Source organism: Acinetobacter sp. YH12099 (assembly GCF_013419195.1).
Taxonomy (GTDB): domain Bacteria; phylum Pseudomonadota; class Gammaproteobacteria; order Pseudomonadales; family Moraxellaceae; genus Acinetobacter; species Acinetobacter towneri.
The window spans coordinates 77,806-103,771 of the sequence record NZ_VPAP01000010.1 but is presented as its reverse complement, the minus strand read 5'-3'; the positions used below and the strand labels follow the sequence as shown (position 1 = coordinate 103,771).

The 25,966-nt window shown below is 41.9% G+C and carries 26 protein-coding genes and 1 pseudogene; 17 read left to right on the top strand and 10 right to left on the bottom strand.

The window, feature by feature from the left end; all coding sequences use genetic code 11:
* Positions 1-479: 479 nt before the first annotated feature.
* Positions 480-869 (bottom strand): endonuclease domain-containing protein, encoded by a 390-nt coding sequence (locus tag FTU39_RS08060; protein ID WP_180051981.1) that lies wholly within the window; start codon positions 867-869, stop codon positions 480-482.
* Between the two features lie 149 nt (positions 870-1,018).
* Here FTU39_RS08060 and FTU39_RS08055 point away from each other — a divergent pair, with 149 nt between their 5' ends.
* A complete protein-coding gene (locus tag FTU39_RS08055; RefSeq protein ID WP_131260696.1) occupies positions 1,019-1,696 on the top strand; it encodes a YetF domain-containing protein in 678 nt (225 codons plus the stop codon).
* Positions 1,697-1,966: 270 nt separating this feature from the next.
* Here the strand turns inward: FTU39_RS08055 and FTU39_RS08050 are convergent, their stop codons facing one another.
* On the bottom strand, positions 1,967-3,250 hold the full coding sequence (locus FTU39_RS08050; protein ID WP_179996290.1) for an MFS transporter: 1,284 nt from the start codon (positions 3,248-3,250) through the stop codon (positions 1,967-1,969).
* Between the two features lie 227 nt (positions 3,251-3,477).
* Between FTU39_RS08050 and FTU39_RS08045 the strand changes: the two genes are divergently transcribed.
* From FTU39_RS08045 to putP, 5 genes are all read left to right on the top strand, one after another.
* On the top strand, positions 3,478-4,131 hold the full coding sequence (locus FTU39_RS08045) for a 1-acyl-sn-glycerol-3-phosphate acyltransferase (RefSeq protein WP_180051980.1): 654 nt from the start codon (positions 3,478-3,480) through the stop codon (positions 4,129-4,131).
* Between the two features lie 62 nt (positions 4,132-4,193).
* Positions 4,194-5,111 (top strand): patatin-like phospholipase family protein, encoded by a 918-nt coding sequence (locus tag FTU39_RS08040; protein WP_096902052.1) that lies wholly within the window; start codon positions 4,194-4,196, stop codon positions 5,109-5,111.
* Between the two features lie 130 nt (positions 5,112-5,241).
* Positions 5,242-5,727 carry an NfeD family protein gene (locus FTU39_RS08035; RefSeq protein WP_096902094.1) on the top strand — a complete coding sequence of 162 codons (486 nt, stop codon included), beginning with the start codon at positions 5,242-5,244 and terminating at the stop codon, positions 5,725-5,727.
* A 1-nt stretch (position 5,728) separates the two neighbouring features.
* A complete protein-coding gene (locus FTU39_RS08030) occupies positions 5,729-6,586 on the top strand; it encodes an SPFH domain-containing protein (RefSeq protein ID WP_180051979.1) in 858 nt (285 codons plus the stop codon).
* A gap of 221 nt (positions 6,587-6,807) precedes the next feature.
* Positions 6,808-8,298, top strand: a complete 1,491-nt coding sequence (putP, locus tag FTU39_RS08025; protein WP_180051978.1) for a sodium/proline symporter PutP — start codon at positions 6,808-6,810, stop codon at positions 8,296-8,298.
* Between the two features lie 104 nt (positions 8,299-8,402).
* Here the strand turns inward: putP and bfmS are convergent, their stop codons facing one another.
* Positions 8,403-10,070: a sensor histidine kinase BfmS gene (gene bfmS, locus FTU39_RS08020; RefSeq protein ID WP_131260700.1), complete on the bottom strand. Its 1,668-nt coding sequence runs from the start codon at positions 10,068-10,070 to the stop codon at positions 8,403-8,405.
* Positions 10,071-10,132: 62 nt separating this feature from the next.
* On the bottom strand, positions 10,133-10,849 hold the full coding sequence (bfmR, locus tag FTU39_RS08015; RefSeq protein WP_096902057.1) for a response regulator transcription factor BfmR: 717 nt from the start codon (positions 10,847-10,849) through the stop codon (positions 10,133-10,135).
* A 589-nt stretch (positions 10,850-11,438) separates the two neighbouring features.
* On the opposite strand from bfmR, the gene FTU39_RS08010 reads away from it, so the two are divergent.
* The 5 genes from FTU39_RS08010 (at position 11,439) to FTU39_RS07995 (ending at position 16,938) form a co-directional block, all read left to right on the top strand.
* Complete coding sequence (locus FTU39_RS08010) at positions 11,439-14,261, top strand: ribonucleoside-diphosphate reductase subunit alpha (RefSeq protein ID WP_180051977.1); 2,823 nt, start codon at positions 11,439-11,441, stop codon at positions 14,259-14,261.
* Between the two features lie 88 nt (positions 14,262-14,349).
* Positions 14,350-14,544, top strand: coding sequence for a hypothetical protein (locus FTU39_RS08005; protein ID WP_179988535.1), 195 nt, complete (start codon positions 14,350-14,352; stop codon positions 14,542-14,544).
* Between the two features lie 62 nt (positions 14,545-14,606).
* On the top strand, positions 14,607-14,741 hold the full coding sequence (locus FTU39_RS13835; RefSeq protein WP_004972322.1) for a hypothetical protein: 135 nt from the start codon (positions 14,607-14,609) through the stop codon (positions 14,739-14,741).
* Positions 14,742-14,880: 139 nt separating this feature from the next.
* Positions 14,881-16,164 carry a ribonucleotide-diphosphate reductase subunit beta gene (locus FTU39_RS08000; protein ID WP_180051976.1) on the top strand — a complete coding sequence of 428 codons (1,284 nt, stop codon included), beginning with the start codon at positions 14,881-14,883 and terminating at the stop codon, positions 16,162-16,164.
* A gap of 282 nt (positions 16,165-16,446) precedes the next feature.
* The gene (locus tag FTU39_RS07995) at positions 16,447-16,938 is read left to right on the top strand and encodes a pyridoxamine 5'-phosphate oxidase family protein (protein WP_180051975.1); all 492 of its coding nucleotides are present in this window, start codon (positions 16,447-16,449) and stop codon (positions 16,936-16,938) included.
* A gap of 558 nt (positions 16,939-17,496) precedes the next feature.
* Here FTU39_RS07995 and lysM read toward each other — a convergent pair.
* From lysM to FTU39_RS07960, 6 genes are all read right to left on the bottom strand, one after another.
* Positions 17,497-17,970 (bottom strand): peptidoglycan-binding protein LysM, encoded by a 474-nt coding sequence (gene lysM, locus FTU39_RS07985; protein WP_004972325.1) that lies wholly within the window; start codon positions 17,968-17,970, stop codon positions 17,497-17,499.
* A gap of 246 nt (positions 17,971-18,216) precedes the next feature.
* Positions 18,217-18,453: an acyl carrier protein gene (acpP, locus tag FTU39_RS07980; protein WP_001279871.1), complete on the bottom strand. Its 237-nt coding sequence runs from the start codon at positions 18,451-18,453 to the stop codon at positions 18,217-18,219.
* Between the two features lie 83 nt (positions 18,454-18,536).
* Positions 18,537-19,271, bottom strand: a complete 735-nt coding sequence (gene fabG, locus FTU39_RS07975; RefSeq protein WP_004972328.1) for a 3-oxoacyl-ACP reductase FabG — start codon at positions 19,269-19,271, stop codon at positions 18,537-18,539.
* Positions 19,268-20,254, bottom strand: a complete 987-nt coding sequence (fabD, locus tag FTU39_RS07970; RefSeq protein ID WP_096902067.1) for an ACP S-malonyltransferase — start codon at positions 20,252-20,254, stop codon at positions 19,268-19,270. The genes fabG and fabD overlap by 4 nt, the downstream gene beginning before the upstream one ends.
* Positions 20,255-20,458: 204 nt before the next feature.
* Positions 20,459-20,641, bottom strand: coding sequence for a 50S ribosomal protein L32 (gene rpmF / locus FTU39_RS07965; RefSeq protein ID WP_004972331.1), 183 nt, complete (start codon positions 20,639-20,641; stop codon positions 20,459-20,461).
* 76 nt (positions 20,642-20,717) lie between these two features.
* Positions 20,718-21,275: a DUF177 domain-containing protein gene (locus FTU39_RS07960; RefSeq protein WP_131260705.1), complete on the bottom strand. Its 558-nt coding sequence runs from the start codon at positions 21,273-21,275 to the stop codon at positions 20,718-20,720.
* Between the two features lie 98 nt (positions 21,276-21,373).
* Between FTU39_RS07960 and FTU39_RS07955 the strand changes: the two genes are divergently transcribed.
* The 6 genes and pseudogenes from FTU39_RS07955 to rluB all read left to right on the top strand — a co-directional run.
* Positions 21,374-22,036 carry an elongation factor P hydroxylase gene (locus FTU39_RS07955; protein ID WP_096902070.1) on the top strand — a complete coding sequence of 221 codons (663 nt, stop codon included), beginning with the start codon at positions 21,374-21,376 and terminating at the stop codon, positions 22,034-22,036.
* A 91-nt stretch (positions 22,037-22,127) separates the two neighbouring features.
* Complete coding sequence (locus FTU39_RS07950) at positions 22,128-22,745, top strand: L-threonylcarbamoyladenylate synthase (RefSeq protein ID WP_004972336.1); 618 nt, start codon at positions 22,128-22,130, stop codon at positions 22,743-22,745.
* A 68-nt stretch (positions 22,746-22,813) separates the two neighbouring features.
* Entirely contained in the window at positions 22,814-23,095 is a 282-nt protein-coding gene (locus tag FTU39_RS07945; protein WP_180051974.1) for a hypothetical protein, read from the top strand.
* 219 nt (positions 23,096-23,314) lie between these two features.
* A complete protein-coding gene (locus tag FTU39_RS07940) occupies positions 23,315-24,109 on the top strand; it encodes a ScpA family protein (RefSeq protein WP_180051973.1) in 795 nt (264 codons plus the stop codon).
* The gene (gene scpB, locus FTU39_RS07935; protein WP_004972340.1) at positions 24,106-24,699 is read left to right on the top strand and encodes an SMC-Scp complex subunit ScpB; all 594 of its coding nucleotides are present in this window, start codon (positions 24,106-24,108) and stop codon (positions 24,697-24,699) included. The genes FTU39_RS07940 and scpB overlap by 4 nt, the downstream gene beginning before the upstream one ends.
* Positions 24,700-24,740: 41 nt before the next feature.
* Positions 24,741-25,661: pseudogene (rluB, locus tag FTU39_RS07930) on the top strand (23S rRNA pseudouridine(2605) synthase RluB); the annotation flags it as partial.
* Positions 25,662-25,966: the final 305 nt, after the last annotated feature.

Sequence of the window (25,966 nt, the reverse complement as noted above, 5' to 3'; positions counted from 1 at the left end):
TCAGCTTGCTTCAAGATACTCATGATCAAGCTGTCTGAATACTTAGATGTTTTCATAGAAAATCTCCTTAAATCAAGGTTATTCGATTTTCTACTTTTAAACTCAATTATTTTTAGGGAGGATTACCGGAGAAATTTATCAGGATTTAATTTCTCGAAATGCCCAAATGCTTGAAGACAAAGTTATTGCTTTAGAAAAAGCTTATTCAGAGATTAATTGTGCAGCAGCTATTTTTAGCATATTATGTCTATATCTATTAATTTTATGGTTAACGGGAGAATGCAATGTCCAGACATACACAGAACTCTCAAAACTCTACATCAAGAAATAATCAAAATACTTTAACAACCCTAACAGCTTCTAGCCGTCCTAGACCTACATGGGTTAAAGATTCTGTTAATTTACCGTCAAATTACAGAGTAACTACGGAAAGTGCTGATCCCCGTGTAGATTTTGAATCAAGCAATCGTCGATAATTTTCAAAATACCTCTTTAATAAAAGAGGTATTTTTCAATTCAGAACACACCTGCCACAAATCCTCCAACACCACATCCACCCTTCCCAACACATCAGAATTCCAATACTGCACGACAGTTAAGCCCAAAGTCTCTAAAAACTTAGTCCGTTCAGTATCATATTCTAGAGCATCATCCATTCCATGCTGACTGCCATCTAACTCAATCACTAAGCCAATTTCATAACAGTAAAAATCCACAATATAAGGTTTAATCACATGCTGACGACGAAATTTAAGATTCATAAAACGCTTGGCACGAAGTAGTTGCCACAGCAAATTTTCAGCATCCGTAGCAGCATGACGCATAGATTTGGCAAATTGTAATAGTTGTGAATTCATCTTCTGATTCATTATTTTTGTATTTATAGTTTTTAGGCAATATAACAAATTTCTATGTTTCTAAACCACTAAAATAATTGCAGTTCTTTACTCAAAACCACTATTTTACCCACTCAATTTAAGCATAGTATCAAGCATCAAAATAACAAAATAGACAATCTATGGATTGGTTCACCATCTTCATTCACGACACCACATGGACATTTGTTGCAGAATTAATGATTCGTGCTGCACTCATGTTTGGCATGATTATTCTATTTTTACGCCTCACAGGAAAACGCGGAGTACGCCAGCTTTCTATTTTTGAATTGGCCATTATTTTATCGCTCGGTTCTATTGCGGGCGACCCTATGTTCACTGAAGATTTACCCTTGGTACATGCCTTGGTGGTGATGACAGTGGTGATTGGGATGTATCGCCTGACCACATGGCTCATGATGAAATACCAACCCTTTGAAGATTTGATTGAAGGTAAATCGCTATATATTGTAGAAGATGGTGAATTGGTCTTAGAAAAAATTAAATACGGTAAAATGTCGCATGATGAATTCTTTGCCGAAATGCGCCAACAAGGCGTGGAGCATTTAGGGCAAGTACGTGTTGGCTTACTAGAAAGTGATGGAAAATTCAGCATGTTGTTTTTTCATGGCGGTGCCACACGCTATGGTTTACCCTTATTCCCTAAAGCTTACCAACCCGTGAACCGCACAACTCCAAACACGTATTATGCCTGCATGTATTGTGGGCATGTCCGTTTACTTGAACACGCCAATGAAGTCTGTCCGCGTTGTAATCACCAACAATGGACACTGGCAATCAATACTGCATATCGCAGCTAGAATATGCTGATTTTAGCTGCAACACACCTCTATGCGACTTAAATTGTCGCAGGATTGTCATAATTTAACGTTATACTGCCTGCGCTGCCGAAGAGAAGCACTGAAAGCGCAAATAATAATTTTTGAAAATACAAAAACGAGGTCGGTATTGGCTTTAATGTGGATACCTTTTATACTCCAGCGACTCTTTAAAGGTCGCTTTTATTTTTTCCACGCAATGACTTTTTAACGTGGTTTAGGTCTGTCATCCTGTCTTGATGATCTACCTTGTTATTCAAGTGCTGATGATTGAACGCTTTTCGCAAGCTTTGCCCATTTCCAGATCAGTACAAAGCATAGAATCGCAACAATACAAATCAACAGTAAATAATTCGCGTAGCCTAAAGCATCGCCTAAGATTCCACTCAGGGTATAAAGTACCCCGCTCACAGTCGCCATAATCGCAACCTGAAATGTAAAATCAGTCCCTGCATATTGTTTACGACTGTACTGCATAATCAAGGTTAGCATCACTACAAGTAACATGGCAGAGCAAAAATCTTCCGCAGCATTAATGCTATAAATCAGCCAGTGTGCCACATCAACTTGCTGTTCATACAATTCAGCCAAATAAGCATAGGCCACTAAACTCAAAATTTTAAGCACAGAAAAAATGATGAGGGCATGCGCTCTAGACCACCATTTCAGCATCAACCCTGCGATGCCTGCACCCAACAAAGCGGCCATTGCTCCCAACATGGTCACATAAATGCCAATTTGAGAAAAGCTTAAGCCTAAATCTACCATTAAAGGTTTTAATAAAGGGCCAGCCAAACCATCGGCAATTTTAAAGCTGAGTAACACCCATAGCCATGCGTACAGTACAGGCGTTTCCACAAAATAGCGCAGATATTCACGAATCGCAGCAAGACGTGCGTGAAATGACATTTTACTTTGAGCTTGAACAAGCACTTGTTTAGCAGCATGTTGTGGCTCTTTAAACATTAAAATTGGCAAGGTATTTAAAAACACCAATCCCGCTAAAATTAAGAAAGTTTTTTGCCAATCTAGCCAATCCAATGCCCACAGAATTGCACCACCACCCACAATAAAGCCCAGTCGTGAACCAACCACCTGAAAGGTATTACCCCAATGTTGCTGTTTGGCTTGTAAAATATTGACCGCCAAACCATCGGTGGCAATATCTTGGGTTGCACCGACCAAGTTCATACCGAGCAAAGCCACAAAAAACACCCACAAATATATAGGATGATTTAAGGACTCAATCGGTAAAAAGGACAGCCCAATCAGCACCAAAACACTCAGCCACTGGCACGGCAAAATCCAGCTACGATAATGCCCAAAATATGAATGTCCAAAGCGATCCACCAAAGGTGCCCAAAATACTTTGATTGACCATGGCAGCATTAACAAACCGAAACCGCCAATATGTGCCAAAGACACACCTTGCGCACGTAAAATCACAGGCAAGGCATGGGTCATAAAACCAACAGGCAAGCCCTGCGCCCAATACAGAGAAAATAACAACAAATAAGTTTGGCGCAAATTGGGCATAGTATCTCAATTTAGATATGGGCAAAAGATCAAAAAAACGCAGTACTACACTAAAATTTTGAATAATGGATTGTTATTTTTCATCACTTTCACATTCAGATTTCGACTATTTTGCCAATGAATCAGACAAAGCGAAAGTCTAATATCTTGAATAGATTTAGATTCATGCGTCATGATATTGGGTATTTATTGTTGTTAATCACGCACGTCAGGATGACATCGCATTCATGAAAATCACCAATCCTTTTGCACGCAGTGCACGGCAATTTCCACAGTTACCCGACCAAGTTCCACAACGTGGAACAGCCAGCAGTCGTGCTTTATTTAAAAATATTTTTTTGGCGCAAGGCTGGCAAATGGTGGGCGAATTTCCCAACTTGCCCAAAGCAGTTGCTATTATCTCACCGCATACGTCAAATATTGATGCGTGGCATGGTTTTACCGCCCTACTCGGTTTAGGTATTCAAATTATTATTTTTGGTAAGCACACTTTATTTGAAACCCCACTCAAGCCACTTTTAAACTGGATTGGGGTAATTCCTGTGGTGCGCCATTCTCCTCAAGGACATACCCAAGATATTATTGAGATTGTACGAAAAAAAGAAAAAATCTGGATTGGTATGGCGCCCGAAGGCACACGTAAACAAGCCGAAAATATCCGCAGTGGCTTTTACCATATTGCCTACGGCGCCAATATCCCAATTGTGATGTTCTCTTTTGATTATGCACACAAAACCATTCATATTTTGGGCGTGTTTCATCCTACGGGCGATTATGCTCAAGATTTAGATGCAATTTATACGCAATATCACGGCAAGTTTTCGGCTAAAAATCCACATTGGTTGGCAAAACCGTTACAAAAGCTTTTGAAAAAGGGCTAGTCAAAGTTTCTATTTTTTGTTCAGATGGGCGCAATATTCTTTGATCTAAATTTAGATTTGATATGCAACTGATTCGTTATTCTTTAGTGGGCGTACTAGCTCTAACTTTGGCTGGCTGCGACAAAACAACAAAAACACCGCCAAGCACCACACCTATCCAAGCACGTGAACCTGTAATTGCACTGGCGCTGGGTGGCGGTGGTGCTAAAGGTTTTGCACATATTGGCGTCATTAAAGTTTTAGAGTCTCACGGGATTAAACCAAAAATTGTCACAGGCACCAGTGCAGGCAGCTTTGTCGGCAGTTTATACGCCAGTGGTAAAAGTCCTTATCAGCTCCAACATATTGCCCTAACCTTTAAAGAATCCGACATTCGTGATTTAACCTTAAACCGTCAGGGTTTTATTGCAGGTCAAAAGTTACAAGACTTTGTCAATCAACACGTGGCAAATAAACCGATTGAGAAATTTCCAATTCGTTTTGCTGCCGTTGCCACACGTTTAGATAATGGACGTAAAGCCGACTTTATTAAAGGCAATGCTGGTCAAGCCGTACGTGCCTCTTGCAGTATTCCGAATGTTTTTGTACCTGCCACCATTGGCGGAACACAATATGTGGATGGCGGCTTGGTCAGCCCAATTCCCGTACAGACGGCTAAAGCGATGGGTGCCGACTTAGTCATTGCAGTGGATATTTCTGCACGTCCAACAGGCAATCAACCTGTCAGCATGTGGGGCTTACTCGATCAAACCCTCAATATTATGGGGCAGCAAAGCATCAATCAGGAATTGGCGCAGGCCAATATCGTGATTCAACCTAAAGTTGGACATATTGGTACTCTAGATTTAAAAGCCAGTAACCAAACCATTTTAGAAGGTGAAAAAGCCGCACAATTACAGGTCAAAGCAATTCTACAAGCCATCAATAACTTTAAAAAATCACCTGCCGCGCTGAAACCTGCACCGCGTCCGAAATTTTAGGATTCAGTGATTTTTTTAATATTCATAAACTTATTGATCTGTTAAAGTGATGAGAGCGCATCTTTTTAAGTCGATGCGTTTCTCTAAGCAATTAGAATTAACCAATCGTAAAAAATACGCGAGTAGATGTATGGAATTCGTTCTTGAACCTTGGCACTGGTTTGTACTAGGCGTTCTGTTAATGCTTTCAGAACTGGTCTTGCCTGCGTTTGCCGCTTTATGGTTTGGCATTGGGGCAGTCATGGTCGGTATTTTATACTGGATGTTCCCCATGATGGGTACCACCACCCAATTGGTGATGTGGATTATCTTGTCGGTACTGTGTACCTTGGCGTGGTTTAAATTTATCAAACCCTTATCTACCGATAAAACCAAAGCAGGCTTGTCACGCGAAGCCACTATTGGACAAATTGGCATGGTTATTCAAACCAACTTGGAACATGATCAAATTAAAGTCCGTTTCCCGATGCCCGTACTTGGTTCAGACGAATGGAACTGCCGCACCACAAGCCCTGTGCAAGTGGGAGATCGTATTCGCGTGATTGATATTTTGGGTAATGATTTGGTGGTGCAGCCGCATCACAGCGCACATGACAACGAAAAAGTGAGAAATTAAAATGTCTGGTGGATCTATTATTGTTTTAGCGATTTTAGCCTTTATTGGAATTACCATTTTTAAAGGCGTGCGAATTGTTCCGCAAGGTTATAAGTGGATTGTGCAACGTCTGGGTAAATACCACACCACGCTTGCACCGGGACTTAACTTCGTCATTCCTTATGTCGATGAAGTGGCCTATAAAGTCACCACCAAAGATATTGTATTAGATATTCCATCTCAGGAAGTTATTACCCGTGACAACGCAGTTCTACTCATGAATGCGGTTGCGTACATAAACCTCACGACTCCTGAAAAAGCAGTGTATGGCATTGAAAACTATACTTGGGCGATTCAAAACCTTGTTCAAACCTCATTGCGCTCTATTGTGGGTGAAATGGATTTGGATGATGCCTTGTCTTCACGTGATCACATCAAAGCCAAACTCAAAGCAGCCATTTCTGATGATATTTCAGACTGGGGAATTACCCTTAAAACTGTAGAAATTCAGGATATTAAACCATCGCATACCATGCAGGCAGCTATGGAAGAACAAGCTGCAGCAGAACGTCAGCGTCGTGCTACCGTAACCAAAGCCGATGGTGAAAAACAAGCGGCTATTTTAGAAGCCGATGGTCGTTTGGAAGCTTCACGTCGTGATGCAGAAGCGCAAGTTGTATTGGCAGAATCTTCTCAACGTGCTATTGAAATGGTTAGCTCTGCGGTGGGTGATAAAGAAATTCCTGTGGCGTACTTATTGGGTGAGCAATATGTAAAAGCCATGCAAGATATGGCGAAATCGAACAATGCCAAAACTGTGGTCTTACCTGCAGATGTCTTGAATACTATTCGTGGTGTTATGGGTCGCAATAATCCATAAGCAAATCAGATAAACATCAAGATGATAGGCAGCTTTCAAGCTGCCTATTTTATGCCCATTCAGAAAAAAATCTGAAATATTTTTTAATGTATGGTTAAATTTCGCGTTTCTTGATGAAATCAGCACCGCAGATGAGATCTCTGCACTCACAAAATTGAGTGACTCACGTCTAGCAGCAGTCTGTATTTTCATCGACTGTCCAAAACCCAAATGGATACTGTATGAGCGCACTCAACCCCACCATTATTACTTTCCTGTTTTATATTGTCGCCATGATTGTCATTGGTTTATTAGCTTATCGCGCGACTCGAAATTTCTCGGACTACATTTTAGGTGGTCGTCGTCTTGGCAGTTTTGTCACTGCACTTTCTGCAGGCGCATCCGATATGAGTGGCTGGTTGCTGATGGGCTTACCCGGTGCCATTTATCTTTCAGGTTTGTCTGAAATGTGGATTGCCGTTGGTCTGATTATTGGCGCATGGCTAAACTGGCTTTTGGTGGCAGGTCGTTTACGAGTACACACCGAAGTACAGCACAATGCACTGACTTTGCCTGATTATTTTTCTAACCGTTTTAATGATCAAAGAAAAATTTTAAGGATTGTATCTGCCTGCGTAATTCTAATTTTCTTTGCGATTTATTGTGCTTCGGGCATGGTTGCAGGTGCGCGCTTATTTGAAAGTATGTTTGATCTGCCTTATAGCACTGCATTGTGGATTAGTGCTATTGCCACCATCAGCTATGTGTTTATTGGTGGTTTCTTGGCAGTCAGCTGGACGGACACCATTCAGGCTGGCTTGATGATTTTTGCGCTCTTGCTGACCCCTATCATTACCCTACTCAGCTTTTCTGACCTAAGCCAAGTCACACTTGCTTTAGAAGCGGCTCGTCCGCAGGCGCTGAATTTAGTCAGTGATTTAAGCTGGGTCGCGATCATTTCCCTCATGGCATGGGGCTTAGGCTATTTTGGACAGCCGCATATTCTAGTGCGTTTTATGGCGGTTGATTCAGTCAAGTCTATTCCGAATGCACGTTGTATTGGCATGACATGGATGACACTATGTTTAGGCGGTGCGGTGGCTGCGGGCTTTTTTGGTATCGCCTACTTCCAGCAACATCCTGAACTGGCAAGTGTGGTCAATGCCAATCCTGAAACAGTATTTATGGAATTGACCAAAATCCTGTTTAATCCGTGGGTAGCAGGTGTGGTACTGGCTGCAATTTTAGCTGCTGTGATGAGTACCCTAAGCTGTCAACTTTTGGTCTGTTCAAGTACTTTAACCGAAGATTTTTACAAATCGTTCCTGCGTAAAAATGCCTCACAAAATGAATTGGTGTGGGTCGGACGCGGCATGGTACTCATGATTGCGCTGCTTGCTATTTGGATGGCGGGTAATCCTGAATCCAAAGTTTTGGGATTGGTTTCTTATGCTTGGGCAGGCTTCGGTGCAGCATTTGGTCCACTAATCATTTTGTCTTTGTTCTGGAAACGCATGACTTTAAATGGTGCATTGGCGGGGATGGTTGTCGGCGCACTTATGGTCATTCTTTGGAAAAACCTTTGGGCAGATACGGGTATTTATGAAATTATTCCAGGCTTTGTGTGTTCTTGGATTGCGATTGTCGTGGTGAGTTTATTGGGTAAAGCGCCAAGTCATGAAGTGACAGACCGTTTTGAACAGGCCGATCAGCAATATAAAGAATCGCACTAAGCTGTAGATTGATCTGCATAGAGATAAAAAAGCAATTAAAAAAAACCAGTGCCTTGAATTGCACTGGTTTTTTTATGTCTAAAATTAGTTTTGGTGCACTCAATTCAAGTCAATGAATCGGTGGTTTTTTCTTTCTCTGCTGCGGCTTTTTTTCTTGCCTTACTAAACCGTTTGGCAGGCCAAACCATCATAAAACGTGCACCACCCAAGTTCGGACTCTGATCGACTTCAATTTTGCCACCAAACCAATAAGCAATGCGGCTTACAATAGACAAACCTAAACCATAACCACCTGAAGCACGGGTGCGGCTGTCATCTAAACGAGCAAAGGCTTCAAATACACGTTCTCGGTCTTGTTCGGGAATCCCCGGCCCATCATCTTCCACACAAACATAGGCCATGCCTTGTTCGTTAATACCGCCACTGATCAAGACTTTATGGTCACAGTAACGGACTGCATTGCCCACCAAGTTCTGTACCACACGGTGCAAGTAACGGCGTTCAGCTTCCACTTCCAAAGTCACAGGTGGGGCAAGCAATTGAATATCTTTTTGGGTTTTCAATGCTTCTGTTTCCGTAGCCACCTGCTCTAGCACTTCAACCAAAACGATCTTTTCAATTTCTAAAGATGGCATGCCCTGTTCAAGTTTGGCATAGGTCATGATCTCATCAATCAAGGTGTTTAAAGCCTCAATATCTTTATCAATCATTTCGACTTGCTGTAAGCGATATTCGTAATCATCTTCTTCTGCCAGCATTTCCATACCAAAACGAATACGTGCCACAGGCGTGCGCAGCTCATGCGATACAGCGCGCATCAGTTCACGCTGCGCTTCAATCAAACGCTGAATATGGTCGGACATGCTGTTATAGCTAGATGCCAAACTTGCCATTTCATCTGTGCCATCTACAGGCAAACGCATGTTTAAATCGCCCGATTTAGTACGGTTTAAGGCATAGTTCACTTGGCGGATCTTACGTTGCATAGGCAAGATCAAACCATAAACCCCCAAGCTCAACATAAACATACTGAGCAAGGTAATGCCTGCTGCCAACTGGAATGGCATCCAGTTAAATAACGGCACAGGCCCTAAAACCAAGACTTCTGAGGGTGAATTTGGCATCGGTGACACAATCGAGATGGTTGTACCACGCACGGTGGCATTGTCACGATATAAAATAATGCTGTGATCGAGTCTTAAACGCCCAATCTGTTCAGAATCGAGTGGCAGTTCCTGAATATTTTTAATATTGACTGGATAAGAAAAGTGCTGCTGAATTTTGGCTAGATATTCTTTTTCCTGACCTGGGTAATACACCAAATAATCTAAAACAAAAATCGGCAAAGCTTTCATTTGCCGTTCTGTAATTTTATCTGCCTTGATATATAAATAATGATTTGGATCATCTTTCATACCCAAAATAATATAGGCAATCATATTTTCGGCATTATAGCGCACAGCCGCTTTACGTTCTTTAATCCGTCTAAGCTCTGCGCGCGACAAATCTACTTTGTCTGCCTGCACATAGTAGATGGGCAATTCCAGCAAATCGGATGCATCAGAAATCCAGTCTTTCTTTTGTTGTTCGTTTTGCTGTCGTGCAATCCCTTCACTAATAATATAAGCCATACCATCAGTTAAAGACTCACGATATTCTTGCGCACGCTGATAGTTGATGATTTGCACCAATAAGTACGCCAAAATGGCAACTACTGCAACTAAGATCACCAATCCTGCATATATGCGCAAGAATATACTGTGTTTAAGCACAAAACCCGTCCTATGTGACTTATTTTATATTTGAGTCAGTATTTGACTCAGAAAAAAGCGTATTACATGCCGTTGGTTTCTTTAACGAACAAATAACCTTTACTGCGCACAGTTTTAATACGTTTTGGATTTTCAGGATCATCGCCAATTTTTGGACGAATACGTGAAATACGCACGTCAATTGAACGGTCTTGACCATCATATTCAATGCCGCGTAGACGCTCAAAAATATCTTCACGAGATAAAATACGCCCTGCATTTGAAGCCAATAACCATAACAAGTCATATTCTGCGCTGGTGAAATCAACCAATTCACCATTTAAAGTTACAGAACGACCACCGTTATCAATCACTAAATCATCAAATTCAATGCGCTGTGCCACTTCATCTTCAGTCACTTTGTCGGTACGGCGCAATAAAGCACGAATACGCGCCAACAACACACGCGGCTGCACAGGTTTTGCAACATAGTCATCTGCACCCATTTCCAGACCTAGCACCTGATCCATATCTTCAGTACGCGCAGTCAGCATTAAAATTGGTTGATGATAATGTGGACGAACTTCACGACAAATGGTTAAACCATCGGCACCTGGTAACATCACATCGAGCACCACAAGATCAGGTTGCTCGGCAATAATACGGCGAATCGCACGGTTGCCATCTGGTTCTACCCCAACTTCCAAACCATTGCGAATTAAGTATTCCTGCGTAAGTCGTGCAAGGCGTTCATCATCTTCAACAATTAAAATTTTTGGTAACTTTTCTTCTTGACTCATAACCTGTCCCTTTATTGGATTCGACCTATCCTTTTAAAATCTGAGAGATAGGTCTTGATATAATTTGCAATATACACACGTTTACATTGTAAACAAGATACTGTTCACCAAACTGATACATCTGCGTATTATTTTGTTATATTTTTATTAAGCATTGAATTTATAGCACTTTTCTAGTTTTGGTGATTTTTAAACAGATTTAAGAAATATAAAGTTACAAAATGGGTATTTTTTGCACTAGATCAAGCCTTTGCCGCCTTTGGAAAAATTATCTCCTAACTTTTCAAGTTATCCACAAGGTTATCTATAAGCAGTTTTTCCGAGCTTTGCTATGCTATGCCCTTGCCCGATAAGGCTTATAGCCCAAAGGACAAAAAACGGTATTTTTGAGAACAATCTTAATTCCAAATCAGTCAAAATTTAAAAGAAAAAGTCAATATTGATCTACCCTCAATTTTCCCGTATCTTGTGTTCAATTCAATTTTAAACCACTAAGTCTTGTGTTTATCCCTCAATCACTGCGGCCTAAATTTTGCCCAGTTTAATGGTCCATAAACATAACAATAGATGACAATGGAGCTATGCTGACATGAGCGTAATCACCTCAACCCCTGGTCAATTACAAGTGATTAAACGCACTGGTGATGTTGCCGCTTTTGATGCTGAAAAAATTGCAGTTGCAATTGGCAAAGCGTTTCTGGCTGTAGAAGGTCAACAAAGCGCCGATTCAAGCCGCATTCATGATCGGATCGAACAACTGACTGAAATGGTGTTGAACACATTCAACCGTCGTTTACCCTCTGGCGGAACCATTCATATTGAAGAAATTCAAGATCAAGTTGAACTGGCGCTTATGCGTACAGGCGAGCAAAAAGTTGCTCGTGCTTATGTCATCTACCGTGAACAACGCTCAGAAGCACGTAAGCAAGCAGGTGAAAACCATCACCCGACGTTACAAGTGACTGATGCAAACGGTCAGCTTAAACCACTAGATTTAGGTGCGTTAAAAGCAACCGTAAATAAAGCGGCAGAAGGTTTAGAAGGCATTGATGTAGATGCCATCATTGATGAAACCGTGAAAAACCTTTACAACGGTGTAAAAGAGTCTGACATCTCAACCACCATGATGATGGCGACTCGTACCCGTATTGAGCAAGAGCCGAACTATACCTATGTGACTGCGCGTTTATTGCGTAATGACTTGGTCGCAACAGGCTTAGAATTTTTAGGTTTAGCAACAGATACACCTGAAGGCGAAGCATTAGAAACTTTCCTGAAAAAAGGTGTAGAACTTGATTTGCTTTCTGCAGACTTACTTGAGTTTGACCTTGCCAAACTTGCTGCAGCGATTCAGCCTGAACGCTCAAACCAGTTTACCTATTTAGGTCTGCAAACTTTATTTGACCGTTATTTCATTCACTCAGATGGCGTACGTTTTGAACTTCCACAATTGTTCTTTATGCGTGTGTCGATGGGTCTGGCGCTTAATGAAGATGACCGTGAAGCACGTGCAATCGAGTTCTATAACTTATTGTCTAGCTTCGACTACATGGCTTCTACGCCTACCCTGTTTAACTCAGGTACGCTACGTCCACAGTTATCAAGCTGTTACTTAACTACAATTTCTGATGACCTTTACAACATTTATGGTGCAATGCGTGACAACGCAATGCTGTCTAAATGGGCAGGTGGTTTAGGCAATGACTGGACGCCAGTACGTGCCTTGAACTCATACATCAAAGGAACAAACGGTAAATCTCAAGGTGTTGTTCCGTTCCTTAAAGTTGCTAACGATACAGCTGTTGCGGTCAACCAAGGTGGTAAGCGTAAAGGTGCGGTATGTGCGTACTTAGAAACTTGGCACTTAGACATCGAAGAATTCCTAGAGCTGCGTAAAAACACAGGGGATGACCGTCGTCGTACCCATGATATGAACACAGCCAACTGGGTACCTGACTTGTTCATGCAACGTGTCTTTGAAGATGCAGAATGGACATTGTTTACGCCATCTGAAACACCAGACTTGCACGACTTGACGGGCGAAGCTTTTGCCGAGCGTTATGCGTACTACGAAAGCATCGCTAAAGAAACTAACATGCTGCATAAAAAACTTCGTGCGAAGGACTTATGGCGCAAAATGTTGTCAATGTTGTTTGAAACAGGTCACCCGTGGATCACATTCAAAGACGTATGTAACTTACGTTCACCGCAACAACACGTTGGTGTAGTGCACTCATCTAACTTGTGTACTGAAATTACCCTCAATACTAACCAAGATGAAATCGCGGTATGTAACTTGGGTTCTATCAACCTTGTACAACACGTTCAAGGTGGTGTGTTAGACCGTGAAAAATTAGCACGTACTATTAAAACTGCAGTGCGTATGCTCGACAACGTCATCGACATTAACTACTACGCTGTACCACAAGCACGTAATTCAAACTTGAAACATCGTCCTGTAGGTATGGGCATCATGGGCTTCCAAGATGCGCTTTATGAGATGAACTTGGCTTATGGTTCAGATGCTGCAGTTGAATTTGCCGATGAATCTATGGAAGTAATCAGCTACTACGCGATTCAAACGTCTAGCGACTTGGCGGTTGAGCGTGGTACTTACGAAACATTTAAAGGTTCATTGTGGGATCAAGGCATCTTGCCAATTGACTCTTTAGACATTGTGGCGAAATCACGTCCAGAACGTATGTTTGAAGTAGACCGTACACAGCGTTTGGATTGGGACAGCTTACGTGCCAAAGTTCAAAAAGACGGTATGCGTAACTCAAATGTGATGGCGATTGCACCGACTGCAACCATTTCAAATATTTGTGGCGTTTCTCAGTCTATCGAGCCGACATTCCAAAACTTGTATGTGAAATCGAACTTGTCTGGTGAATTTACAGTAATCAACCCTTACCTCGTTCGTGCATTGAAAGAGCGTGATTTGTGGGATTCTGTGATGGTGAATGACCTGAAACACTTTGAAGGTTCAGTACAAAAAATTTCACGTATTCCTGAAGAATTGAAAGCGATTTTTGCGACTGCGTTTGAAGTTGAACCACGCTGGATTGTAGATGCAGCATCACGTCGTCAAAAATGGATTGATCAAGCGCAATCGTTGAACTTGTACATTGCAGGTGCAAACGGTAAGAAACTTGACCTGACTTATAAAATGGCATGGTTACGTGGTCTGAAAACGACTTATTACCTACGTGCATTGGGTGCAACGTCTGCAGAGAAATCGACCATTAACACGGGCGCATTGAACGCAGTAAAACCTGCAACAGTAACAGCAGCCCCTGTGGCAGCCGTTACACCAGAAGCGTCTGCAGCTGTTGATGAAGATTTTGCTCAAGCAGCACCAGTGCCAATGGCATGTAGTATTGATAATCCTGATTGTGAGGCTTGTCAGTAAAATAAATAACTAGAAGTCAGAAAACATTATTAGCTACCTACGTGGCAAATAATGTGACTCTAGTAGATGTTTTTACTAGCACATCGCCATGAAAGTAGCTTCTTACAATATAAATGGAGCTATCGTGAGCTTATTAATCATTACATTTTTACTAGCTTTAGCTGATATTTTAAACAGTTGTGCAAATTTAGTAGAAGCAACATCAAGCCTTTTGCTAGCGATTAATATTCTGTTAGAGAATGAGTTAGTAACAAAATTATTGAGTTCAACTTTTAATTTATAAGATTTTTTGGTTGTCTTAAAACTTAGGGCAACCAATCCAGTTGAATAACCAAGGAAATCACCATGCCACACATGACCCACAACTATATGTTAGGACTCGCGGTCTTGCTGGTTTCCTTTGTAGTGTTGTTTTACGCACCGATTGCTTACTTTTGGGTACAAGCGGCAAAACAACAACGAAAGCAAAATAAGTCGTGAGCAAATTGGTCGGAATGTACATTTTTCAGACCAAGATGAGCAAAACTTAATTTTGCTTTCACAAATTAAGCGTATATTAAGACATCTCAGCGTAGCTGGATGTCCATAAAAGATATAAAGCAACGAAGAGAGAATTGATATGTCTATCCTAAGTTGGGACGATTTCGAAGATGATTCGCAAAAACCGGCTGCTCCTGAACACAAGTCTGCGCCCGTCGAACCGCAAAAAGCGCATGATACGCAGATGGTATCTCATGCAGAGCAACCACAGAAGACTGTGGCAGCTGCACAACCCGCTACAGCCCCTAGAAGTGGAGCAACAGATTCAACCGATCCGTTGGCAAGAGCATCTAACGCTCTAGATCAATTGGACGTTGCACCTGGTCTTGAAGAACTGGAAATGGGTGCATCGCGCGTACAGGTTGATGATAAAGCCATGATCAACTGTCGTGCAGACTTAAACCAGCTTGTACCGTTCAAATACGAATGGGCATGGCAAAAATATCTAGATGGTTGTGCAAACCACTGGATGCCACAAGAAGTCAACATGAACCACGACATCGCATTGTGGAAGTCTGAAAATGGTTTAACTGAAGATGAGCGCACCATTGTAATGCGTTCACTTGGTTTCTTCTCTACTGCAGACTCATTGGTTGCTAATAACTTGGTATTGGCTATTTATCGCCACATTACCAACCCTGAATGCCGCCAGTACATTTTGCGTCAAGCCTTTGAAGAAGCAATTCACACGCACGCATACCAGTACTGCATCGAATCGTTAGGTATGGATGAAGGTGAAGTCTTCAATATGTACCGCGAAGTACCATCGGTTGCGCGTAAAGCAGCATGGGGCTTGAAGTACACGCAATCTTTAAGCGATCCTACTTTCAAAACAGGTACACCTGAAAACGACCAAATTTTGTTACGCAACTTAATCGCATTCTATTGTGTACTTGAAGGTATTTTCTTCTACTGCGGTTTCAGCCAAATCTTGTCGATGGGTCGTCGTAACAAAATGAACGGTGTTGCAGAGCAATTCCAATACATTTTACGTGATGAATCTATGCACTTGAACTTTGGTATCGACATGATTAACCAAATCAAGATTGAGAACCCGCACTTGTGGACTGCAGAATTCCAGCAAGAAGTGATTCAAATGATTCTTGAAGGCACGATGCTTGAAATTGAATATGCGCGTGACACGATGCCACGTGGCGTATTGGGTATGAACGCAGGTATGATGGAAGAATATTTGAAATTCATCTGTAACCGTCGTTTAAGTCAGCTCGGTTTACCTGAACAGTTTGTTGGCGTAAACAACCCGTTCCAATGGATGTCTGAGATGATGGACTTGCGTAAAGAGAAGAACTTCTTTGAAACGCGTGTGACCGATTACCAGACTGGCGGTGCATTGAGCTGGTAATAATTACCGCGGTAAACGACACATCCAATGACATTTGCAGCACATCCGTGTCACTCGAAAGCAAAACTTGAATGACATATGATGCTAAAAAAAAATAGAGCCTAATGGCTCTATTTTTTATTTACTTTAAAAAATCAAAAAGGATAATATCCAACAGCTTTTGGAGTTAAAGCTGTATTATGTTAAATTTAAAAACTCTATAAAATATAAAATTAGTTCTATTGATCAATGAACTAAAAATTAGATGTAAGTTAAAAATAAATAGAATAAGGGGTTATAAAAATGAATCTTGACTTAAGTGAATGGAGTCTAGTTAAAAATGTTTTTTCTAAAGCACAAAAAGCAAATATGCATGTAAATATTGCGAGTGTTTCTATAGAGGGCATACCTAACATCACCCCAATAGGAACAGTTTTCTTAAATGATGATGGAACAGGCTTTCTATTCGATTCATTCTCTAAACTACTCGCAGAAAATCTCCAAACAAATAACAATATTTGCATCAGTGCTGTAAATTCAAGCAAGCTATTTTGGTTATCTTCATTTATTCAAGGTCAATTTAGTTCTTATCCTGGTGTAAGGCTCTATGGAGAACTTGGGGACTTGAGACCTGCAACACAAGAAGAAAAATTAAAAGTTAATCGACGTATCCAATCGCTAAAATGGACTAAGGGCAGTAAATTAATTTGGTCTGATTTTACAAATGTCAGAGAGTTTAAAATTAAGAGCTACAGATGGATTAGCTACCCTAATATGATGGATCATTTAACATAATAGTGATCACAATATAGCCACATATTGGCATAAAAACAGCAACTTAAAAAGCCACGCAACGCCCTAAAACCCAATTTTAATCTATAAAAAGCACCACTCAATATGACCACCCTCACCCAAAATTTACTGGCCTTATTACAGTTAGAACAAAAAAGTGAACATTACTTTATTAGACAAAGCCAAACGCACTTTGGCACGCGTGTATATGGCGGGCAATTACTGGCGCAAAGTATTATGGCTGCAGCAAACTTGACAGCTAAGTCTCTGTATAGCCTGCATGCTTATTTCTCTATACTGGCGATGCCACCGCACCTATTCTGTATCACACAGAACTTTTACGTGACAGCCCAAGTTTTAGCACCATACAACTCACCGCTTTACAATTTGGACGTCAAATTTATAAAGCCATGTTGTCATATATGCAGCCTGAAGATGGATTGCAGTACCAGACCACTGCGCCTGAATAAACCGCAGCAGAACAACTACAGACAGAACAGTGCTATAAACAAAATAAAGAAAGGCGCATCGCGCGCCTTTTTTTATTCAAACCACTTAAATTTAAGCAGGAATACGTAACACTTGTCCTGGGAAAATGTCATCGGCATTTTTCAATAATGGACGGTTAGCTTCAAAGATTTTGTTGTATTGGTTGGCATCCCCATAAAACTCTTTAGAAATTTTAGATAAGGTATCGCCTGATTTTACTGTATAGAACTTGCTTTCTGGTTCTGGGGTTGCAACTGTGAGTTGATCATCTACTTGTGCAACATGGTCAATATTACCCACTGCAAGAATAATTTTTTCACGGTCTGCCTGACTGTTGACCTGTCCACGCACTGTCGCTAAGTCAGTAGTTGCGTTATAACTCACCGATAAACCTGTCACAGGTAAGCCTAAACTTTTCACATGCCCCAAAAGTTTATTGGCAATTTCTTGTGCTGATGGTTCTGCAGGTGTGCTTGGTGCAGCTTGTGGCTCTGCAGGTGCTGTATTTTTCTTACCAATCCCTTTTACAAAATCAAAAAGACCCATGAGGTACTCCTATTTTCTTTTCTGCTGTTATAAAGCGTCACTCATTTGCATGAGCACGATGTTCTCATTTATTTATAACTAAAAAATAAGCCACTTCGGTTGTGATTAGACATTAGCTTGGTAACAAAATGTAAACTGCATCACATATTCAAAAACAAGCCGTTTTTCATGTTTCATTTTAAAACTCCAGCACATAAAAAAGCCACCTTGCGGTGGCTTTCATTTCAGCAGAGCTGAAATCAACAATTAACCAAGTTTTTTAGTTACGTAGTCGATTGCTGATTGAACTGTTGTGATTTCGTTAGAATCTTCGTCTGGGATTGTGATGTCAAAATCGTTTTCGAAAGACATTACAAGCTCTACTAAGTCTAAAGAGTCAGCACCTAAGTCATCCATAAAAGATGCTTCGTTTTTGATTTCTTCAGCTTTAAGACCAAGTTGTTCTGCAACCGCTTGTTTAACGCGTTGTTCGATATCGCTCACAGGAATTCTCCTCATTGCTTGTGGCGTTTTTAATGCCGTTAGTTTAATTGAATCTATAAAATTTTGAAAGTTTATACTTGAGCTTAGCTCATGTATAAACCACCATTTACGTGTAACACTGTACCAGTGATGTAACCAGCTTTGTCAGAAGCCAAGAAACTCACTGCATTTGCGATATCTTGTGGATCACCTAAACGGTTTAATGCCACTTGCTCACTCATTTTTTTGCGAATTTCTTCACTTAGCTGATCTGTCATTTCAGTTGCAATAAAGCCCGGAGCAACCGAGTTTACTGTAATTTGACGACTGCCCATTTCTTTGGCAAGGCTACGGCTGAATGCTTCAATACCGGCTTTTGCCGCAGAATAGTTCGCTTGTCCTGGGTTCGCAAAATGTGCTACCACAGAACTAATATTAATAATGCGTCCAAAACGTGCTTTGGTCATGCCCTTCAAGACACGTTTAGATAAACGGTAAACTGCCTTTAAGTGAATGTTGAGAATGTCATCCCAATCATCTTCTGACATACGCAGTAACAAATTATCTTTGGTAATGCCCGCATTGTTAACTAAAACCAAAACTGAACCATAGCTTTGTTCAATTTCAGAAACCAATGCATCAATGGCTGCACCATCACGGACATCCAATACTTTACCTGCACCGTTTTCTGCAAAACTTGCCGATAATTTTTCTGCGCCCGCTTCAGAAGTGGCAGTACCTACCACAAAAAAACCGTCTTGAATGAGTTGCTGAGCGATGGCTGCACCAATCCCTCGGCTTGCACCTGTGACTAATGCAACTTTACGTTCTTGTGTCATGCAATTTTCCCTTCTGCCACTAAAATGGCATTTAGTGCATCTTCCATACGACTTTGTGTGTCGAGTGGGAATGCTTTTTCGATATTCGGTAAACGCTTCGCAAGATTCGCCAATACGTTGCCTGGGCCACATTCCACGATATATTCAATACCCTGATCTTGTAGGTATTGCATGGTTTGTGTCCACTGCACCGATTGGTACAATTGCGCAGTGAGTGCCTGACCTAATTGCGCAACATCTGCCGCGATTCCAGCGTTGACATTTTGTATTACAGGAATACGCGGTAGCTCAATGGCAGTTTGTTCCAAAGCTTGTGCAAACTGTTCGGCAGCAGGTTTCATCAATGAACAGTGTGAAGGTACAGATACAGGCAGGGCAATGGCTTTACCGCCATTTTCTTTGGCCAATGCCATTACTGCTTCGACTAAAGTTTTATCGCCTGCAATAACCACTTGCCCTTGTGCATTGTAGTTGGCTGCTTCTACCGAGCCACGACCTTGCACATTCACTTGTTCACATAGCTCAAGCACTTTGGCATCTTCAAGGCCTAAAATGGCAGCCATTGCGCCCTGACCTTGTGGCACAGCGTTTTGCATTAATTTGCCGCGCAAGTTTACCAGTTTAACGGCATCGCCCAAGCTCAAGCTGCCTGCAGCTACTAATGCGCTGTATTCGCCCAATGAGTGTCCTGCCAAATATTTTGGTGCAACACCACCCAACTCTAACCACACACGCCATAAAGCGATACTTGCAGTGAGTAATACAGGCTGAGTAAATTCTGTTTGGTCTAAACCTTCACCACTTTGTGCAATGTGCCATAAGTCAAAGCCAATCGCTTCAGAGGCTTCTGCAAATGTTTCGCGCACACCGCTAAACTGTTCTGCAAGCTCAGCCAACATACCAGCTTTTTGTGAGCCTTGACCAGGAAAGACAAATGCAGTTTTAGTGGCTTGAGCTGCTTGCTCGAGTCGTTTAGCAGACATAAAAAATCCTTTAATTAAGATGCGCAAATTGTAGTTTTTTGCAGCTACAACCCACACCTTCTCATGTAAGCTCAGTTATGGAGCGGAAATTTAACACTTAATTTTGTTTTTAGTAATTGCCAAATACAACAAAAATCGGGCACAAAAAAAGGGAGCTTACGCTCCCATTTTTTCTACTAAGCTTGACGCTTAATACATCACCAATTATTCAGCATCTGCTTTAGCGAATAATTGACGACCACGGTAGAAACCATCTTTAGTTACGTGGTGACGACGATGAGTTTCACCAGTAGCTTGGTCTACAGTTAATGCATTCTCGGTTAAAGCGTCATGTGAACGGCGCATGTCACGGCGAGAGCGACTTTTACGGTTTTGCTGAACGGCCATGATGGCTCCTTACAAAGATCGAAAAAATGGATCAGAACAAATTGAGTTGTCTTAACTAAAAATTATAACATAATTTTCAGTTAAGTTTACCTTTCAAACTTGCCAAAACATCAAACGGATTATCACGTTTTTCTTCGGCAATGTTCTGAATGGCAGGTTGATGCTTATGCTCGCAAGCGTCATGCTTAGGAGATAAAGGCAACAACAATAACAATTCATCTTCTATAAGTGACAGTAAATTAGCCGTCGCAGGCGAATCATAATCGCCTTTGGTGGTGGCTTCACTTTCACCTAATACAATGAAATCAGCATCCTCATCCAAGCGCTCTATCAGTGACTCATCATCCACAAGAGCTAGATGAAAATCTGAAACGAGGTCTATTTCTACAGAACCCAAGCAGCGTTGGCATTCCATTGGAACTCTCGTTTCAATATGACCATCTAGCCATACAATGCGATGATACGCATCCATTGATAGCTTACAGTCTATGTTAACCAATTGATCATCAATTGATCCAACAGCTTCACGGGCGATACGAGCAAAGCGAGACAATGGCAGGTTACCTGACCATGTAAAGCCCTGTTCAGCCCATTTAAACGGCTCAATCTGTGCCGGAAAGGTATTTGCTGACATAATTAAGGCGGCAATTCTACAAATTCATCAGTACTCTGTCAAAGATTAAGATACAATTTTGTACTTATTTAGACAGACCAATTTTGGGTAACACAGTCATGCATCTGTTGCAGCCGCAAACAGAAGTGAATTTTTCATCACTTGTGAGCACACTTCCAACCACCAATTCTGACACTTCGCACCCCCAAGTGCAACTCTCGGACTGGGCAAAACTCAATACAGAAACGGAACAGGTGGACTGGCTCATCTTACACTTTAATCACTGGTTTTCCCACCTAAATGTGAACTTGGTCAAAGGTGATTTTGAACCTGAGTACTTTCCTGCCACGGCAACACAGCCTGCACGTATTCAATTTGCACATGGTTTCTTTAATAGCGCTTTACATGAAATTAGCCATTGGAGCATCGCAGGCGAACAACGACGTTTACTGCCAGACTTAGGCTATTGGTATGCTCCCGATGGTCGTACTCAGGAACAACAAGCCTTATTTGAACAGGTTGAAATTAAACCTCAAGCCATTGAATGGCTGTTTGCTCAAGCGTTTGGACGAAAATTCCGTGTATCTTTAGATAACCTGACCGGTGAAGGTGGAGATGGCCGCACATTTAAAGACAATGTCTTTGCCCAAGTACAGCGTTATTTTAACGGAGAAGCCAAATTACCACGCGATGCAAAACGCTTTATTGAATGTATTTGTTACTGCACCCGAGGTGGCAAAACATTACAAATTGCAGAGTTTGAACGAAAAAATTTGGATTAAATGCAATAAAGCACAAGGCAATGATTGCAACTGACATCAATCCCCTTTCATAATGAGCCTAACGTCACACTTACGCTACTGAGGAATTCATATGTTGCATTTAAGAGTACATCCTGAAAATCCACAGCCGCGTCTAATCAGCCAAGCGGTTGAACGCATACGCGCAGGCGATGTGGTGGTCTATCCAACCGATGCTGCTTATGCGATTGGTTGCCAAATTGGTAATAAAAACGCGATGGAACGCATTTCACAAATTCGTGGTTTAGGCGCAAAACACCAATACGCTATTATTTGTGCCGATTTATCGGATATTGCCACCTACGCCAAAGTGGACAATGCCATGTATCGTCTACTGAAAAACAATACGCCTGCGGTCACCACATTTATTTTACCTGCGACCAGTGAAGTTCCGCGTCGCTTGATGCATCCCAATAAAAAAACCATTGGTTTGCGTATTCCAAGCAACCCCATTTGTCGCATGCTGCTTAAAGAATTAGGCGAACCTTTACTGACCAGCACCCTGATTTTACCGGGGCAAGAAGACCCTTTAGATGATCCATACGAGATTGATCTACAACTCAACAAACGTATTGATGTACTGATTGATGGTGGCTTAGGCACACTTAGCACCACCAGTATTATTGATTTATCGGGCGACAACCCGCAAATTGTGCGTCGTGGTGTGGGAGATGTGAGTGCTTTTGAATAAGCATTCACTACCTGCAAAGTGATTGACAGCACTACGGTTTAAAAGCCTTACTTGCACGAATTAAACCCATGACTTTATTTCAGGTATTGTTAAATTTGCAGCAGTTTTCGGATGAGATGCACATTTATGTGCAACATCCGTGGACGCTAGATTCCGATGCAATCGTGTGTTCCCAAACTGCATTCACAGCAACAATGCCTGAACCTCCCGATTCTTATACTTACTTTTTAGATGCAGCACTATGTAAAGCACTTTTAGCGCAATCGCAAACTCGTAATCTGTGTTTACAAGACAGCTGCATGGCAATGATTGAATACGCATTACAGAATAAAACAGAAATAAATACTTAAAGATTGAATGAGTTAATTTTTACAACTTGCCTTAAATCTCCCTCAATCCCGATTTATTTTAGGCTTTTTTTGATATTTGGTCGTAGAACAGATTTATTTCAATCACGATATCCTTTAGACTAACCGCTATTAATTCTGAGCTATTTCTCCATCTCCTTCTTATCTGAAGCGGAAATAGCATTTGCATGCTTTTGAAAATTCGCGTGGCCCAACACTGTAATGAATCAATCCCTCCACAATGCGATGGAACCTGCCCAACACATTCGTGTGTTAGATGAGTGGCAAGAGTCGATTCCTGAGGATTTGTATATTCCTCCTGCAGCATTTGAAATTCTGTTAGAGCATTTCGAAGGACCACTCGACTTTTTAATTTACCTGATTCAAAAAAATGGCTTCGATTTACTTCAGTTAGATATTGCCCCGATTGCATCGCAATATCTGTCGTATATGGATGCCATGAAATCGCTAAATATTGAACTGACTGCCGATTATATGGTGATGGCGGCATTACTGGCCGATTTAAAATCCCGCCTATTGTTGCCTAAACCTGCCAGTATCAGCAGCATTGAAAAAGACCCAAAACAAGAGCTGATTGACCGTTTAGAAACCTATTTAAGAGTCAAACAAGCAGCTGAACGCTTGGGGCAAATGCCTGTTTTAGAACGCGATACTTTTGCTACCAATGTTAGCTTAGGGTATACCGCAGTCAATAATGTTGGCTATGCAGCCGATCAATTACGTGATGCCTTGTTCTGCATTTTTAATCGTCCTGAACCTGTCACCCATCAAATTTTGCAAGAACCTGTTTTACTTGAAGAACGGATTGCATTTATTGAAGCCAAACTCGCATCGGGTGAAGTACTGAGTTTTGATGCGTTGCTAAAACCAAGTCAGGGACGCATGGGCATGGTTGTGACCTTTATGGCGATTTTAGAACTGACTCGCCAGCAAAAAGTGTGCATTATCAGCAGTGGGATTGAAGCACCATTGAGCATTCAAGGGGCGCAGGCATGAATCCAGAACCCATAATTTCGAGCTTGTCTGAAGGCGAACAACAGCATGAAGTGCTGATGCAACTCGAAGCAATTATTTTTGCCAGTGACAGTGCTGTGTCTTTAGCGCGTCTGAAAGAAGCTTTTCAAGATAAATATAGCAAAGCGCAATTACGCCAGTTTTTACAACAATTGGCCATGTTACAACATGGTCGCTCGATTGAACTGATCGAAACCGCACAAGGTTTCCGTTTTCAGGTGCGGGCAAAGTATCGTACAATTATTACACAGGTGTGGCCTGAACGTCCGACCCGACTTTCGCCCTCACTGCTAGAAATACTGGCGGTGATTGCCTACCACCAACCTGTGACCCGAGCAGATATTGAACAAATTCGCGGAGTATCAAACAATAGTCAAATTTTACGCACATTGTTTGATTGGAACTGGATTAAAGAATCAGGTTTCCGAGAACTCCCAGGAAGACCTGCGTTGTTGGTTACAACGCCTCAATTTTTAAATGCGTTTGGCTTGAATTCCTTAAGTCAATTGCCTCCCCTACAGGATGCCAAGGAAGCTTTCATGGCACTCGATGCATCTGCGTCTGTGTCTTGAATAGGTAAACTGTTGATGATCATTTCTAAGGTTATGCTGTCATGAGTGAAAAGTTGCAAAAGGTACTCGCACGAGTAGGCTTGGGTTCTCGCCGTTATATGGAAGAAGTCATTGCCGCTGGTCGTGTGAGTGTCAACGGCCAAGTTGCCCAAGTGGGTGAACGTATCGAACCAGGTGATGAGCTTCGCATCGATGGTCGTAAAGTTCAGTTCCAAATTGAAGATGAAATTCGTCGTCGCGTTCTGATTTACTACAAACCAGAAGGCGAAATTTGCTCACGCAACGACCCAGAACAGCGCCCAACTGTATTTGATAACCTGCCTGCAATTGCCAATGATCGTTGGGTAATGGTTGGTCGTCTGGACATTAACTCGACAGGTTTATTGCTATTCACCAACGATGGTGAATTAGCCAACCGTTTAATGCACCCATCGAACGAAATTGAACGTGAATATGCAGTTCGTGTGATGGGTGAAGTGACACCACAACTGAAAAACAACATGCTGCGCGGCGTAGTGCTAGATGATGGCCCTGCCAAGTTTGAATCTTTCTCTGAAATTGGCGGTGATGGTATTAACCGCTGGTATCAAGTGGTGGTAAAAGAAGGTCGTAACCGCGAAGTTCGTCGTATTTTTGAATCACAAGGTCTGAAAGTCAGCCGTCTATTGCGTACCCGTTACGGCACGGTAATTTTACCGCGTGAATTGCGTACAGGTCGCTGGATGGAATTGGATAAAAATGACATCGACAACCTTGCCAAAGCAGTTGAATTAAAACCACGTCAAGGCACAGGTTTGTACGGCATGGCAAAACGTCGCAATGAGCGTATGCAAGAAAAACCATTGGCAGCACGTCGTGGTGGTTTCTTGCGTCAGCAACGTCGTGACACCGAAGAAGCTGCACAAAACACAGGTCTTGCACCGCGTGAACGTCGTCAGGACGGTAACAGTTACGGCAACCGCGAACCACGCCAAGACGGTAACAGTTACGGCAACCGCGAACCACGCCAAGACGGTAACAGTTACGGCAACCGTGAGCGTCGTCAAGATGGTAACAGCTATGGCAACCGCGAACGTCGCCAAGACGGCAATAGCTATGGCAACCGTGAGCGTCGCCAAGACGGTAACAGCTATGGCAACCGCGAACCACGTCAGGATGGTAACAGCTACAGCAACCGTGAACCACGTCAGGATGGCAACAGCTACGGCAACCGTGAACGTCGTGACGAAAATGCACCACGCAAACCGTTTGGCAATAAAAGCTTTAA